Origin of the sequence: Pseudomonas sp. nanlin1, from assembly GCF_045571515.1 — a bacterium.
Taxonomy (GTDB): Bacteria; Pseudomonadota; Gammaproteobacteria; order Pseudomonadales; family Pseudomonadaceae; genus Aquipseudomonas.
The window spans coordinates 2,093,033-2,108,458 of the sequence record NZ_CP124218.1; the positions used below are offsets into that span (position 1 = coordinate 2,093,033).

The following is a 15,426-nucleotide window of genomic DNA, read 5'->3' on the forward strand; positions in this document are numbered from 1 at the left end:
CCAGCCTGCCGAGAATTGCCATGAACGAGCCCATACGCCTGACCCAATACAGCCACGGTGCCGGTTGCGGTTGCAAGATCTCCCCGCAGGTGCTGGACGTGATCCTGGCCGGTAGCGGTGCGCAGAACCTCGACCCCAAGCTGTGGGTGGGCAATGCCTCGCGCGACGATGCGGCTGTGTACGCCTTGGACGACGAGCGCGGGGTGGTGTCGACCACTGATTTTTTTATGCCGATCGTCGATGACCCATTCGACTTCGGCCGTATCGCCGCCACCAACGCCATCAGCGATATCTATGCGATGGGTGGCGATCCCTTGATGGCCATTGCGATTCTGGGCTGGCCGGTCAACCTGTTGCCGCCCGAGGTCGCGCGTGAGGTGATCCGTGGTGGCCGGGCGGTGTGCGACGCGGCGGGTATTCCCTTGGCTGGCGGGCATTCGATTGACGCCCCCGAGCCTATTTTCGGCCTGGCGGTCACCGGCGTAGTGCTGAAAAAACACCTGAAGCGCAACGACACCGCCTGCGCGGGTGACACCCTGTACCTGACCAAACCCTTGGGCATCGGCATCCTCACCACCGCAGAAAAAAAGGCCAAGTTGCGCGCCGAAGACATCGGCCTGGCGCGGGACTGGATGTGCACCTTGAATAAACCCGGTAGCCGCTTCGGCAAGCTGGCCGGGGTGAACGCCATGACGGACGTGACCGGCTTCGGCCTGCTCGGCCACCTGGTGGAAATGGCCGACGGTGCGGGCCTGACCGCGCGCCTGGAATATCAAGCGGTGCCGCGCCTACCGGGGGTCGACCACTACCTGGCCGAGGGCTGCGTGCCCGGCGGCACCCTGCGCAATTTCGCCAGTTACGGCGACAAGATCGCCGCCCTCACCGACGAACAGCGTGATGTGCTCTGCGACCCGCAAACCAGCGGCGGCCTGCTCGTGGCGGTCAGTGCCGAAGGGTTGGTGGAGTTCCTCGGCGTGGCTGCCGAGTTGGGCCTGGAGCTGACCCCTATCGGCACCCTGGTCGAGCGACAGACCTACGCGGTCGAGGTGTTCTGATGCGCGGCAACAGCAGCGACTACCGCGAGATTTTCCTCAACGATGTGCCGATGATGGACGCCCGCGCGCCGATAGAATTCGCCAAGGGCGCATTCCCTGGGGTGCACAACCTGCCGCTGATGAACGACCTGGAGCGGCAGAAAGTGGGCACCTGCTACAAGCAACACGGCCAGGACCAAGCGATCCGCCTGGGGCACCAGTTGGTCTCGGGCCAAACCAAGGCCCAACGCATCGAAGCCTGGCTGGCGTTCACCCAGGCCAATCCCCATGGCTACCTGTATTGCTTTCGTGGCGGCCTGCGTTCACAGATCGTCCAGCAGTGGTTGCAAGAGGCGGGCGTGCAATACCCGCGCGTGCTCGGCGGCTACAAAGCCTTGCGCACGTTTTTGCTGGAGACCCTCGACCAAGCCGTGGCCCAGTGCCAATTCATCGTGGTCGGTGGCATGACCGGCACGGGCAAAACCGACGTGTTGGCGCAATTGCCCAATCCGCTGGACCTCGAAGGGCATGCCAACCACCGCGGTTCCAGCTTCGGCAAGCGCGCCAGTGGGCAACCTGGGCAGATCGATTTCGAGAATAGCCTGGCCATCGACCTGCTGAAGAAGCGTGCAGCCGGTATCGAGCAATTCGTGGTCGAGGACGAAAGCCGTCTGGTGGGCAGTTGCAACGTGCCGCTGGCCTTGCATCAAGGCATGCAGCGCTACCCGATGGTGTGGCTGGAGGACCGCTTCGACAGCCGGGTCGAGCGCATTCTGCGTGATTATGTGGTGGACCTGTGCGGCGAGTTCGTGGCGCAGCAGGGGCTTGAGCAGGGCTTCGATGGGTTCGCCGAGCGCCTGCTGCAGAGCCTCGACCGCATCAGCAAGCGCCTGGGCGGGGCGCGCCATCAGGCGCTGCGGGCGATCATGCAGGAGGCCTTGCTCGAACAGCGGCGCAGCGGCGCCGTGGATGCGCACCGGGCATGGATCGAAGGCCTGCTGCGCGAGTATTACGACCCTATGTACGCCTACCAACGGCAAAGCAAAGAGGCCCGTATCGAGTTCGCCGGCGAGCAGGATGCGGTGCTCGCGTACCTGGCCCAGCGGCGCCGTAACTAAGGGCTGAGCCCGCCGCTGGGTTCAGCCCGCCATTGCCGCAGGTGCATGGACAAACGCCGCGATTGGCCCCGGCCGGCCCAGCAGATACCCCTGGGCCAGCGGGATGCCCAGGGCCTGCACCAGTTCCAGGTCTTCCGGCAGTTCCACCCCTTCGCACAGCACCTGCAGGTTGAACGCTTGGCCCAATGCCAGCAGTGCCGCCAGCACCTGACGGCGTTGTACGGGATCGCGAATCAACAACACCCCACGGTCGATTTTCAACCACTGGAAAGGTAGTTGCAGCAGGTAGGTCAGGTTGGCATACCCGGAGCCGAAGTCGTCCAAGGCTAAGCGGATGCCATGCTGGCGCAGGCGGGCGAAATTGCTTTGCAGTGCCGAGTCGATCCGCAATGACACCCCCTCGGTGACCTCAAGCACCAGGCGCGTGGGCGCCAGGCCGCTGCGGGCAAGGGTGTCCAGCAAGCGTTCGACAAAGGCCGGGTCGTCGAACTGGCGCGGCGAGATATTCACCGCGATGAATGTGTCGCCGGGCCATTGACTCGCCTGTGAACAGGCTTCATTGAGCACCCAATCGCCCAGTTCAGTGATCAGCCCGCAAGCCTCGGCCAACGGAATGAAGCTGGCGGGCGGGATGTTGCCATAGCGCGGATGCTGCCAGCGCAGCAGGCTTTCATAGCCCACCAAACGCTTGCCGTTATCGGCAAAGATAGGCTGCAGGTGCAGGTGAAACTGGCGCTGCCGCGCTGCATGCTCCAGGTCATGGGGCATTAATTGGTCGAGGTGTTCGAGGGTCGAGGTGGTATCCGCCAAGGGCTCCACCAGGCCCTGGCGGAACTGGTCGCGGCCGTGCCGTTTCGCGCTGTACAGGGCGCGGTCGGCAGAGTCCAGTAGGGCTTGGGCCGAATCGATACCGGGCAGGCCGCGCCAGGCGATGCCGATGCTCAGGGTCAAGTGGCGTTTGCCGTCCTGGCGGCCCAGGTGGGGAATGGCCAGGGCGCCAATACTCTCCAGCATTTGCTCGGCCAGGCGTTGCGTGGCTTGCGGGGTCGCGTTTTGCAGAATCACGATGAACTCTTCCCCGCCGAAGCGGGCGATCAACTGGCCGGGCGGCACCGCGCGCCTGAGGGCGCTGGCCACGAGGCAAAGGCACTCATCACCGGCGATATGGCCGTAGCGGTCGTTGTAAGCCTTGAAATAGTCGACGTCGAGTAACAACACCGCGGGCCCGCAGGCGCCGGCCGGCTGCTCGGCCCACAGCGACTCAAGGTATGGCCACAGGTGTCTGCGGTTGGCCAGGCCGGTCAGCGAGTCGGTCTCGGACAACTGCTGGAGGTTACGATTGGCCGTGCTCAAGTGTTCACTGCGCAATAGCTCGCGCAGGCTGTACAGGTAGCTGCGACGCTCCTGGCGGTGCAGCCAGTGGTTGGCCAACATGGAAAAGAACGCGGTGGCGCACGCGCTGGAAAAAATCAGGCTGAACAGGCTGGATGGCGCGTTGACCAGTAACAGGATCGAGCCCACCGTCAGCAGCATAAACCCATTGAAGATCAGCACCAGGCGCAGCGGGCTCTTAAGGCAGGTGTTGACGAAGATCAAAATCAGCGGCCAGCTGAACACCACCATAATGCGGTCCGCTTGTTGCGACGCCAGCACCGCGATGAATGCCGTGGCCAGGGCGACATAGAAGGGCACCAGGGCGATCAACTCGCGCAATGCTGGCCTGATTTTGCGGCGTAAAAGCATGACGGTGGCCAATGCGACCGGGGTGGCTACCCCTACGGATAGCGCAACGCTGACCGCGAAGGCGTCATTGAGGATCAGCCAGACCCAGTACAGAAAGCCGTTGTAACTGCAAACCCCGATCAGCAGAGCCAGGCTCAAGTGGCGTCGCCGGGACTCATCGATATCTTGCTGGTAGCGTGACTCAAGCAGGGCGGGAAACTGGCCGGCGCGTAGCGGCCCAGCAATCTCGGACTCAACGAGCTGGGCGAGGTGGGATCGGGTATTCATTAATGTCCTGGATGTGGGCAGAGGGGTCATCGGCGCATGCCACATCCAGGTGAGAGGGCGCCCTATTTAAAGCATTAACATCATAATGCCATCATCTAAATGAACTCAAATAGGGGGGGCTTCAGGCGCCCGACGAGCGGTCAGGCGCCCCGGCCCGACCGGCTCTTCAAGATTAACGCGGTTCGTGCAGCGGGCAGCCGTTGTGCCGCTCGCGAAACTTCGATGACAACTCGTAAGACGGTTTGCGCACGCGCATGATCCCACCCAGGGGGCGGTGGTCGGTGATGCCGTGCCAAGGGCTGAAAGCCATGGCTTCATCGATCTCCTGCTGGTTGTGCGCCGACCAGCTGTCTTGCGCCGCCACCTCTATGCGCGCCACGGTCACGAACGGGCTGAGGTCCTCGGGCCACACTACAGAGGCGTCTTCGATGGGTATTTTCTCAAGGTCGGTGGCCAATTGGATACGCAACTCCCACGCAGCGCCTTGTTCGCCAAAGTAAGCCTGGATTGCCTCGCGCAGGCCATCTGGGTGGCCGTCGAGGTCCACCGGCTGGTCAGTCAGGGCGGTCAAGGACGGCGACACCGGCACCACCGCCAGCTTGGCGTAGTAGCGCCCGTACAAAAAGGGCACAACGCTGTAATAGGTCTCGCCGAGGGGGTGGGTCATGGGGTGACCGCCCAGAGCCTTGAGCGTACCGCTTTCCCCACCTACTGCCTCCACCACCGATTCGGCCCCGCGTAACACGGCCGACAGCGCCTTCTTCAGCCCAGGCACCTTGTCGGTGGTCTTGGCCAGCATCTTCAGGGTTTTTAGAAAATCTTTCGGGGTGGCGGCGGTGAAAGCCTTGGCGTTTTGCATGACGAAGTCTTGGGTGACCTGGCCGGTACTGCCCGGCAGGCGCTCACCGCTGACGCCAACCAGCTTGATCGCCAGGCCTCGGGGGGTAGAAACCTTGTCATCGAGCAGGTCGCCGGGGTTGGTGGAGAAGCGCATGAACAATGGCAGGCTACCCGGCTTGGCGAAAACCCCTTGGGCAAGGGCCGGCGGCAGGTTGTCGAGGATATCGATCTGCCCGCGCAGCAGGCCGTGTGCCTTGGCGTGGACGCTGCGGATGGCGTGGCCGTTATCTGCGTAAGTCTTGTCGAGAATGCTCTGCATGGCCTCAGCCAATTCCTGGCTGGTCTGCGCTTCGTCGTCGGGCACCTGCTCGAAACTGGGGTCGAAAGGTAGGGGGACTGCTGCGGGAGTGGGGGCGTTCATTGGGTATCTCCAGGCATTGGCTCAATCACGGGGAATCGCCGATGCGCTGTTTATTTTGACCATCGGCTTAAATAGCTGACGCCATGGCTGAAACCCGGTTCCGCAGGGAGGACCAGCGGCTACTGGCCCTCGGGCGCCGCCCCTTTAGGCCTTGTGCAATGTCACCGGTATCGCTTTGGCGGCCGGTACTTTGCTGCGTTCAGCGTGGTGCCACAGGGGGACCAATGGGTTGCATTCTGGGTAGTAGGCCGCCGTGCAGCCTTCGGGAATGTCATACGCGACGATCTGCATGGGCCCCACCTCGCGGCGGATTTCAGGCTCGACGGCAGTGCGCAGCATGACCCAGTCGCCTGCGGCCAGGCCCAGGCGGGCGAGGTCGTTGGCATTGGCGAACACCACGCTGCGGGTGCCCTGTACACCTCGGAAGCGGTCGTTGTACCCATAGATGGTGGTATTGAATTGGTCGTTGCTGCGCATGGTCATCAGTTGCAGCACGTCACGTCGCTCAGCGTCACCTGGCAGCGCGCGGGGGGGCAAATCGTCATTCTCGTCCAGCCCTCGCGGCGCGACGAATTGCGCCCTGCCGGTTGCCGTTGGCCATTGCCGCTGACGGGCGGGCAGAGGGCGTTGGAAGCCGCCGGGTTGCCACATGCGGGTTTCCATGTCGTGGAAGATTTCCGGGTATGCCTGGGCGATGGCGGCGCGGGTCAGGGCGCTGTCGCGCCGCCAAGCCTGCCAGGGTATCTGCGAGCCCTGGCCCAAGGTGGCCTCAGCCAGGCCAGCGATGATCGCCACTTCCGAACGCAAGGTATCGGCGGCAGGCTCCGTGGTGCCCTGCCACGCGCGGATAAACCCGGTGCTGTCCTCGGTGGTGTAAACCTGCGCGATACCTTCCTGGCGGTCGATTTCGATCTTGCCCAGGCACGGCAACAGCCAACCGTTCTGCCCGGGAACCAGGTGCGTGCGGTTGAGTTTGGTTGCCACTTGGACGTTAAGGGCCAAGTCGGCCCAGGCCGCTTCCATGCGCTGGGAATCGGGCACGGCCCGCAGAAAATTACCGCCCAGGCTGATAAAACCTTTCACGCTGCCGTCCATGACACCTTGGCACGCGTCCACCGTAGCCAGGCCCATGCGCTCTGGCACTTTGAAGTGGAACAAGGCTTCCAGCTTGGCCACCGGGACTTTGCTGGGGTCTTCGGTGATGCCCACAGTGCGTTGGCCCTGCACATTGGAGTGGCCGCGCACCGGGCAGATCCCGGCGCCTTGCTTGCCAATATTGCCCCTGAGTAACAACAGGTTGACCAGCATCTGCACGTTTTCCACGCCGTGACGGTGCTGGGTAATGCCCATGCCGTAGATCAGCAGCACCCGCTGACTGCTGGCGTAAACCGTCGCAGCGGCTTCCATTGCCGTGCGGCTAAGCCCTGAACGGCGCTCGATGGCCGCCCACGGCTGCGCTTCTACGGCGCGGGTAAAGGTCTCGAAGCCCTGGGTGTGCTCGGCGATAAACCGGTGATCGAGTACGCTTGGCTTGCCCTCGGCCACGGCCTGCCGTTCCAACTGCAATAGATGCTTGGCAATGCCCATGACCGCTGCCGTGTCGCCGCCGATCGCCAACTGATGGTATTGCGTGCTGATTTGCGTCGACTCCGGGCCGAGCATCTCCCGTGGCGATTGTGGGTTGACGAAGCGTTCCAGGCCGCGCTCGCGCAGCGGGTTAAAGGTGATGATTGGCACGTGGCGTTTACGTGCTTCTTGCAACGGGTGGAGCATGCGCGGGCTGTTGCTGCCAACGTTCTGGCCGAAAAACAAGATGCAGTCGGTATGCTCGAAGTCATCCAGGGTCACCGTGCCGACCGGCACCCCAATGCTTTCCTGCAGCCCCACCGAGGTGCTCTCGTGGCACATGTTGGAGCTGTCCGGCAGGTTGTTGGTGCCGTAGGCACGCGCGAACAGTTGGTACATGAACGACGCTTCCAGCGAGGCCCGGCCCGAGGCATAAAACACCACTTGGTCGGGCTCCAGGCTCTGCAACTGTTGGGCGATCTGCCCATAAGCTTGTTCCCAGGTCGTGACCTGGTAGCGATCAGTCGCGGCGTCGTAGCGCATGGGGTGAGTGAGCCGGCCCTGTTTTTCCAGGTCATGGTCACTCCAGGTGCGCAGCTCGCTCAGGGTATGCTTGGCGAACAGCGGGGGCCCGGCCCTGAAGCGGGTCAGCTCCCAGGCCGTGGCCTTAGCGCCGTTCTCACAAAATTCGAGGGCATGGGGGTTGCCCGGTTTGGCCCACGCGCAACTGACGCACGCGAAGCCCTTGGCTTTGTTCTGACGCAGCAGCGCCAGCCCGCCCTTGTCTAGGGTTTGCTGGCGCCACAGGATATTCATCACCGAATGGGCTGAACCCCAGCCGCCCGATGCATGGTGGTAAGGCTTGTAACGGGCGGAGGGGTAAAGAAGCTGCACAGGGTGGTTCCTTGGCTGGATGTCAGGCGATGGCGGCGCCGGTGAAGGTGTCTGGAATGGGCGCTTCGATGGTCGGGCTACCCGGCGTCAGGATGACTTTGCGGCAGTCTTCCTGTTTCTTGTCGAAGATCTTGTAGCCTTCAGCCGCCTGCTCCAGCGACATGCGATGGGTCACGATCGCCTCCGGAGCCAGTTTGCCGGTCTCGATGTACTCCAGCAGTTCGGGCAAGTAGCGCTGCACGTGGGTCTGGCCCATGCGGAAGGTCAGGCCCTTGTCGAAGGCATCACCGAACAGGAAACCATGGATAAACCCGGCGTACACGCCCGGCACGCTGACCACGCCACCGCGCCTTACCGCCGCGATGCATTGGCGCAGTGCTTTGCCGCTGCTGCCTTCGATCTTCAGCGCGGTGAGGACCGTTTCAGTGGTGCTGCCCTTGGCTTCGAAACCCACCGCATCGACCACGCCGTCGACGCCGCGCATGCCCGGGGTCTGGCGGATGATGGTGTCAGCTGGATCATCGTCTTCGTCGAAGTTGATCGGGATCACACCGTAGGTCTGTTGGGCATAGGCCAGGCGGTAGGGGTGGTGGTCCACCATGAAAATGCGAGTGGCGCCGAGCATCTTGGCGACCGCCGCGCACAACAGGCCCACCGGCCCTGCACCATAAATGGCGATGCTGGAACCTTCGCCGATTTCGGTGTTTTTCACCGCCTGGAACGCGGTGGGCAGAATGTCGGAAAGGAACAGTACCTTTTCGTCCGCCAGCGTACCCGGCACCTTGAAGGGCCCGGTATTGCCTTTCGGCACACGCACGTATTCGGCCTGCCCGCCGGGGATACCGCCATACAGATGGCTGAAGCCGAACAGTGCCGCACCCGGTGGAATGGACTTTTTGTTAAGGATCGCGCCGCGCCCGGTGTTGGTGGTTTCGCAGGCGGCGAATTGGTCCAGCTGGCAGAAAAAGCAGCTGCCGCAGGCGATGACGAATGGAATCACCACACGGTCGCCCGGGCTCACGGCGGTAACGGCTGAGCCCACTTCTTCGACGACACCCATGAACTCGTGGCCAAAGATATCGCCGTGTTCGACGGTGGGGATCTTGCCTCGATAGAGGTGCAGGTCAGAACCGCAGATGGCGGTGGCGGTGACCCGCAGAATGATGTCGTCGGCGTCCTGCAAAGTCGGGTCGGGTACGGTATCAACTTTCACATCGTTGGCACCGTGGTACGTAAGGGCTCGCATGGCAATCTCCTGATTTGCGTGGCAGGTGCTGTGAGTAAAATGCCTAATCGCCAGTGGGCGACATTACGCACAGCACCTAGTGTTAAAAAGAGGGATAGCGGCGCGGGTTAGTTCAAGCCAAGTTACCGATGGCTAAACGCAGCCGGCGCAGACCTCATTGCGGCCATTCGCCCTGCCACATCAATTCTTCGACTTCCGGGCTCAACTGGTTGATAGCGCCCAGGTACTCGATCAATTCTGCGGCACGGCTGCCGCGCAAGCCGGCCGTGGTGACCTGGCCATCGGCAACGTAGGTGTAGATCCCCGAAACAGCGAAGGCTTTCAGTTGCGCGATATGCTGCGCTTGCTGAGCAAGACTGGCCTGGAACCGCGCTGAAGCGAAGAACTGGCGGCGGGCGATAGGGTTGAGAAAGGCGATTTCAGCGACGGCCAGGCGCTCACGGGCCGGGACGGCGATATGGTTCACATTGGGTGCAGGCGGGTGTTGGCCGTCATTGACCAACGGCGCGCACAGGTGCAAGCGCACTTTGATGATGCCCTCGGCGGCTGCGAGCATTTCCTGAAAGTCACCGGTCAGGTACTGCTGCAGATCGTCAAGGCTTTCTCGGGGGCTCAGATGCAGGTGAATCCGGTCGAAGTTATCCAGGCCGTTTTGCTGTTCATCCTGGCTGCGGTTGAGCAGGGTCAGGGAGCCCGCCGGCAGGTCATAGGCCAGGGTCTCCTCGAACATGTTCTGCTCGTCGCTGAACAGGATCGGGCTGGCGTCCTGGAAGACTTTCTGGTCTTGGGCGTTGGCAAAGCCGATCTCCACGCCGCCGTCGAGTTCGTAGTCCGTGAACTCGCTGATGCCATCGGCCAGCGGCCACAAGTGGGCGTCTTGTTCACGGTCGAAGTGGTGCTGAATGTACAGCCCCAGCCGCGGCAGGCGCGCGCACAGCGGGCCGTGAACGTCGCGCCAGTAGTGGGCAAAAATAGCGTGGGGGACGCGCTCGCGGCGCTTAACCGTGGTGTAGCTGTTCAGGGTGATCATGTAAGCCTCGGGCACGTGGGTCTGATTGCGAATAATTGGGATCAGCCTCGGGTGCCAGGGTTCAGCCGGATTCGATGACAAAGCGAACTGAGGTAAGATTTGCCATTCCTTACCGCTACCAGCAAGGGCGCCCATGGCCAACTCTGATCTGACCTTTATCCCTGACCCCGATGCGACATCCATTTCGTCCGATGTCGCCGGTTTCGCTGGCTTGTTGGTGTCCACCCAGGTGCCGACCCATGCCGACGGTAGCTTGAACCTGGGCAGCATCACCGAGCAGAGCGAGTGCACCCTGCAAGCGCTAAAGGTGGCCCTGGAAAAAGCCGGAAGCGGGCTGGACCGGGTGCTGCACTTGACCATCTACCTCACCGACATGGCCGACCGTGGCGCCTTCAACGAGGTTTACCAGCGCTTCTTCAGCCAACCGTGGCCGGTTCGCGCCGCAGTTGGCGTGGCCGCCCTGGCCGTGGAAGGTATGCGCGTCGAAGTGACGGCCATGGCGGCCAAAAGGTAGCCGCGCCCCCGTTAGTTCTGCACGGCCTGGACCGAGCCGCCGTCGACGCGTAGGTTGCTGCCGTTGATAAACGAGCCGCGCTCGGACACCAGCAGCGCAATGGCCGCTGCCACTTCCTCTACTTGGCCACGGCGTTTCTGCACGATGCCGGGGCGTTCCTCGTCAAGGAAGCTGGCGACCGCTTCTTCGAACGAAACGCCCAGTTGTTCGGCGCGCTGCTTCATCATGCCGTCGGTCATCGCGGTTTCGATAAACGCAGGCGACACGGTGTTGCACAGCACACCATGAGCGGCTTCTTTGTAGGAGAGGTTTTTCACAAACGCGGCCAGCGCGGCTTTGGCCACGTTGTAGACTGCCTCTTCCCAGTAGGGCTGCACGGCGTTTTCAGAGGTGATGCAGACCAGGCGCCCCCACTTTCGTGTGCGCATTTGCGGCACGGTGGCGCGGGCAATGCGTACCGCTGAGAAAAAATCGGTGCTCCAGGCTTCTTCATAGTCGGCATCGGCCAACGTCAGGGGGTCGCCCTTGGCGCCGGTGACGCCAGCGGTGTGCACCACGATGTCCACTTGGCCGAAGCGAGCTTCGGCCTGTTTGACCAGTTGGTCGACCTCATTCTGAACGGTCATGTCCGCAGCCAACAGCAACGGCTCGCCGGGCAGCCCTGCGCAGCTTTTTTCCAGGCTGTGCAGGTCGAGGTCGGTCAGGACCAAGCGTACGCCTTCTTCACCCAATAGCTTGGCCGTGGCCAGGCCGATGCCGCCACTGGCGCCGGTGATCAGCGCGACGCGCCCCTTGATTCGCAGATCCATACACACCTCGTTGACAGGCTTAAGAATATGGCCGCCGTGCGGCCTACCCGTGTCTGACCCGTGCCCGCAGAAGAGGCTCCGGGCACTCGACGAAAGGTGTTACAGCGTTTTGGCGAAGTCCAGAATCAGCGTGGCTAGGGCTTGCGGCGTCTGCAAGGGCATCAGGTGGCCAGCGCCGGGGATGACCGCCAGACGCCCGTTGGTAAACGCTGCCAGGGTGGTCCGGCGTTGTTCATCAGGGCCGGGCACTTGCTGATCATCGGCGCCGCACACCAGTAACACGGGATAGTCCAGTGTGCCCAGGCGCTGGCTCCAGTCTTCGCGGCTGCCGTGGTCGACCCAGGCGCGCCAGGCGTTCAGGTTGAGCCGTTGCGCATCGGCGATAGCGACCTCGCGGACGTTGTCAGGCAGGCGGTGGGCGCTGGATTGGTCGATGAACGCTTCGGCTTCGGCGCGGGACTTGCCATAGCCGCGCTGCTGATCGCGGTCAGCCTCGCTCATGGGCTGCGGCCCCGGCGGGGAGGGGGCCACCAGCACCAAGCCGGCCAGGTAGTCAGGTTGCCGCGCGGCGAGCACCGCAGCGACCTTGCCGGTCATGGAGTGGCCGACCAATACACACCGATCAACACCGAGTTCGCGCAGCGTCGCGTCCACTTGGTCGGCCATGGCGCTGACGCTATAGCCGTCCTGGTCAGCGGCATCACCGAAGCCTGGGGTGTTCAAAGCAATACAGCGGTGCTGGCCGTCCAGGTAGGGCAGGGTGGGGAACCAGGTGCGGTGTGAGCCGCCAAGAAAGTGCATCAACACCAGGGTGGGTGAGCCTTGGCCTTGTTGGCTATGGGCAAGCATAGGGTTTCCTCAAGAGGGGGTGGAAAGTGGAGAGCGTGGGCGCTGCTGAAGTTCCTGTAACTTGCGGCACTGAAGTACTGCGCCATGGAATTTTTTTCACGCCCCGCCACTGGCCGCGCTGGCCATGGGCGGCTAATCTTTCCCCCTGGGCTCGCGCCCAACCGGATGAGGCGATAATAAACGCGTCAGGTCCCACACCTTCTGGGTGTCGGCAATCTGATTGCCATCGATTTCTTTTATTGTGGCTCGGCCCGCGGGGCCGGCCTGATAAATGGATGCACACGACCAAGGGTACAGAACCATGTCAACTGAATCGAAATGCCCGTTCAACCATGCGGCGGGCGGCGGTACGACGAACCGCGACTGGTGGCCGAACCAACTGAATCTGAAAATCCTGCATCAACACTCCAGCCTGAGCGACCCAATGGGCGAGGGCTTCGACTACGCCAAGGCTTTCAAGAGCCTGGACATCGCCGCCGTCAAGCGTGACCTGCACGCGCTGATGACTGACTCCCAAGACTGGTGGCCGGCAGACTTCGGCCATTACGGGCCGTTCTTCGTACGCATGGCCTGGCACAGTGCAGGTACCTACCGCACCGCCGATGGCCGCGGTGGCGCGGGTGCCGGCCAACAGCGTTTCGCACCGCTCAACAGCTGGCCCGATAACGTAAGCCTGGACAAAGCCCGGCGGCTGATTTGGCCGATCAAACAGAAGTACGGCCGGGCCATCTCCTGGGCTGACTTGATTATCCTCACCGGTAACGTTGCCCTTGAGTCGATGAACTTCAAAACCTTCGGCTACTCCGGCGGCCGCGCCGATGTCTGGGAGCCCGAAGAGGACGTCTACTGGGGTGAGGAGACCACCTGGCTGGGCGGCGCTGAACGCTATGGCAAGCAAGGCGCCCAGGCACCGGGCGAGGGTACCTTGGTAGCCGAACCGGCACTGCATGGCAGCGAAGAAGGCCGCACCGACAGCCAGGGCCGCCATTTGGAGAATCCGCTGGCGGCCGTGCAGATGGGCTTGATCTACGTGAACCCCGAAGGCCCTGAAGGCCACCCGGACCCAGTAGCCTCAGCCAAAGACATCCGCGAGACCTTCGGCCGCATGGCCATGAACGACGAAGAAACCGTGGCCCTCATCGCCGGCGGCCATGCCTTCGGCAAGACCCACGGCGCCGGCCCGGCCGACCATGTGGGCGCCGAGCCGGAAGCGGCGGGGCTGGAAGAGCAGGGCTTGGGCTGGAAGAGCAGCTTTGGCTCTGGCAAGGGCGCTGACGCCATCACCAGCGGCCTGGAAGTGACCTGGACGTCCACCCCCACCCAGTGGAGCAACGAGTACCTGGAAAATATGTTCCGCTTTGACTGGGAACTGACCAAAAGCCCTGCCGGCGCTCACCAGTGGACGCCGAAAAACCATGACGGCTCCGCCAGCGTGCCGGACGCCCATGACCCCAGCAAACGGCATGCGCCGTCCATGTTGACGTCCGATTTGGCCCTGCGCTTCGACCCCGCTTACGAGCAGATCGCGCGCCGCTTCCTGGCCCACCCAGAACAATTGGCCGATGCCTTCGCCCGCGCCTGGTACAAGCTGACCCACCGTGACATGGGCCCGCTGTCGCGTTATCTGGGGCCTGAAATGCCCGCAGAAGAGCTGCTCTGGCAAGATCCTCTGCCCGAGCGCAACTACCCGTTGGTGGATGCCCAGGACATCGCAGCCCTTAAGGCTCAGGTACAGGCCAGCGGCCTCAGTGTGGCGCAATTGGTGGCTACCGCCTGGGCATCGGCTTCGACCTTCCGCGGCTCCGACAAGCGCGGCGGCGCCAATGGCGCTCGCCTGCGCCTGGCCCCGCAAAAGGACTGGGCGGTCAACCAGCCCGCTGAACTGGCGAGCGTGCTAAACACCCTGGAAGGCATTCAAGCGGCATTCAACCGTAGCGCCACGGCGGGCAAGCAGGTATCGCTGGCCGACCTTATCGTCCTGGCCGGTTGCGTAGGCGTGGAACAGGCAGCGAAAAACGCGGGCCATGCGCTCAGCGTGCCCTTCACCCCAGGTCGCACGGACGCCTCCCAGGAGCAGACGGACGTGGAGTCCTTCGACTTCCTGGAGCCTGCCGCCGACGGTTTCCGCAATTACCTCAAGGGCAACTACCGCGTCAGCGCTGAAGCGCTGCTGGTGGACAAGGCGCAGTTGCTGACCCTGACTGCACCGGAAATGACCGTGCTGTTAGGCGGCCTGCGGGTGCTGGACATTAACGCCGGGCACAGCCAGCAAGGGGTATTCACCCAACGCCCGGGGGTGTTGAGCAATGACTTCTTCGTCAACCTGCTCGACATGGGCACCCAGTGGGCGCCGGTGTCGGCGGCTAACGACGCATTCGAGGGGCGTGACCGCAAAACCGGCCAAGTGCGTTGGACCGCGAGCCGGGTAGACCTGGTGTTCGGTTCCCACGCGCAACTGCGAGCGATTGCCGAAGTCTATGCCAGCGCTGATGCGCAGGAGAAATTCGTGCGTGACTTCGTCGCTGTGTGGGCGAAGGTTATGGACCTGGATCGCTTCGATTTGGCCTAAAAAGATCGGGGGCGTAGGAGGGGCCTTGGCCCCGATCTTTTGATCTTCGGCCGGCAATCTTTGTGTGGGCGAGAAGATCGGGGCCAAGGCCCTCTCCTACATGCTTTTCAATACCTCCATCGCGCGTGTCGCATCGGCCTTGGCCACGAAAATGTGGTCGTGGTAGTGCCCGGCGACCACGTTACAGCTGATTTGCGCCTGGCCCAGGGCGCTGGCAAACGCCGCCGTCAGCCCCACCGCCGACAGCGCGGAGTGCACGTTGAGGGTGATCCACGCCGCGACGTAATCGAAGGGCAGCCCTAATTGCTCGGCATAGCCGTGCTCGACGATCACTGATAGGCCTTCGGCCTCACGGATGCTGGAGATCAATTGGTGCGGGTCTAGAACGCTGGGATCACTGACTGTGCTAAACACATATTCGCCAGGATTGAGCTGCGGGCTCATGTGTTCTAGCAGGTGCGCTAAGGAAGTTTCACCGTTCATAGGGCTCGTCGGAGTGGCTGAATGAAGCGCTGAAGCTTGCCAT

12 protein-coding genes are annotated in these 15,426 nt (G+C 62.8%); 4 read left to right on the top strand and 8 right to left on the bottom strand.

Translation table 11 applies throughout. From position 1 onward, the window contains the following. The first annotated feature begins 20 nt into the window (after positions 1-20). Both selD and mnmH read left to right on the top strand, forming a co-directional pair. On the top strand, positions 21-1,055 hold the full coding sequence (gene selD, locus QCL65_RS09895) for a selenide, water dikinase SelD (RefSeq protein ID WP_407316046.1): 1,035 nt from the start codon (positions 21-23) through the stop codon (positions 1,053-1,055). Further along, on the top strand, positions 1,055-2,152 hold the full coding sequence (mnmH, locus tag QCL65_RS09900; RefSeq protein ID WP_407316047.1) for a tRNA 2-selenouridine(34) synthase MnmH: 1,098 nt from the start codon (positions 1,055-1,057) through the stop codon (positions 2,150-2,152). The genes selD and mnmH overlap by 1 nt, the downstream gene beginning before the upstream one ends. Positions 2,153-2,173: 21 nt before the next feature. Here mnmH and QCL65_RS09905 read toward each other — a convergent pair whose 3' ends face one another. From QCL65_RS09905 to QCL65_RS09925, 5 genes are all read right to left on the bottom strand, one after another. Further along, complete coding sequence (locus tag QCL65_RS09905) at positions 2,174-4,162, bottom strand: putative bifunctional diguanylate cyclase/phosphodiesterase (protein ID WP_407316048.1); 1,989 nt, start codon at positions 4,160-4,162, stop codon at positions 2,174-2,176. Positions 4,163-4,334: 172 nt separating this feature from the next. Beyond that, complete coding sequence (locus tag QCL65_RS09910) at positions 4,335-5,423, bottom strand: catalase family protein (RefSeq protein WP_407316049.1); 1,089 nt, start codon at positions 5,421-5,423, stop codon at positions 4,335-4,337. Between the two features lie 144 nt (positions 5,424-5,567). Further along, positions 5,568-7,883 (bottom strand): FdhF/YdeP family oxidoreductase, encoded by a 2,316-nt coding sequence (locus QCL65_RS09915; protein WP_407316051.1) that lies wholly within the window; start codon positions 7,881-7,883, stop codon positions 5,568-5,570. A gap of 22 nt (positions 7,884-7,905) precedes the next feature. After that, positions 7,906-9,129: a zinc-dependent alcohol dehydrogenase gene (locus tag QCL65_RS09920; RefSeq protein WP_407316053.1), complete on the bottom strand. Its 1,224-nt coding sequence runs from the start codon at positions 9,127-9,129 to the stop codon at positions 7,906-7,908. A gap of 154 nt (positions 9,130-9,283) precedes the next feature. After that, positions 9,284-10,159: a hypothetical protein gene (locus QCL65_RS09925; protein WP_407316054.1), complete on the bottom strand. Its 876-nt coding sequence runs from the start codon at positions 10,157-10,159 to the stop codon at positions 9,284-9,286. A 133-nt stretch (positions 10,160-10,292) separates the two neighbouring features. On the opposite strand from QCL65_RS09925, the gene QCL65_RS09930 reads away from it, so the two are divergent. Beyond that, a complete protein-coding gene (locus tag QCL65_RS09930; RefSeq protein WP_407316055.1) occupies positions 10,293-10,673 on the top strand; it encodes a RidA family protein in 381 nt (126 codons plus the stop codon). Between the two features lie 11 nt (positions 10,674-10,684). Here QCL65_RS09930 and QCL65_RS09935 read toward each other — a convergent pair whose 3' ends face one another. Further along, positions 10,685-11,482, bottom strand: a complete 798-nt coding sequence (locus QCL65_RS09935; protein ID WP_407316056.1) for an SDR family NAD(P)-dependent oxidoreductase — start codon at positions 11,480-11,482, stop codon at positions 10,685-10,687. Between the two features lie 99 nt (positions 11,483-11,581). Next, the gene (locus QCL65_RS09940; RefSeq protein ID WP_407316057.1) at positions 11,582-12,331 is read right to left on the bottom strand and encodes an alpha/beta fold hydrolase; all 750 of its coding nucleotides are present in this window, start codon (positions 12,329-12,331) and stop codon (positions 11,582-11,584) included. A 301-nt stretch (positions 12,332-12,632) separates the two neighbouring features. Here QCL65_RS09940 and katG point away from each other — a divergent pair, with 301 nt between their 5' ends. Next, complete coding sequence (gene katG / locus QCL65_RS09945) at positions 12,633-14,900, top strand: catalase/peroxidase HPI (RefSeq protein WP_407316058.1); 2,268 nt, start codon at positions 12,633-12,635, stop codon at positions 14,898-14,900. A gap of 96 nt (positions 14,901-14,996) precedes the next feature. Here katG and QCL65_RS09950 read toward each other — a convergent pair whose 3' ends face one another. Further along, positions 14,997-15,383 carry an ACT domain-containing protein gene (locus QCL65_RS09950; protein WP_407316059.1) on the bottom strand — a complete coding sequence of 129 codons (387 nt, stop codon included), beginning with the start codon at positions 15,381-15,383 and terminating at the stop codon, positions 14,997-14,999. Positions 15,384-15,426: the final 43 nt, after the last annotated feature.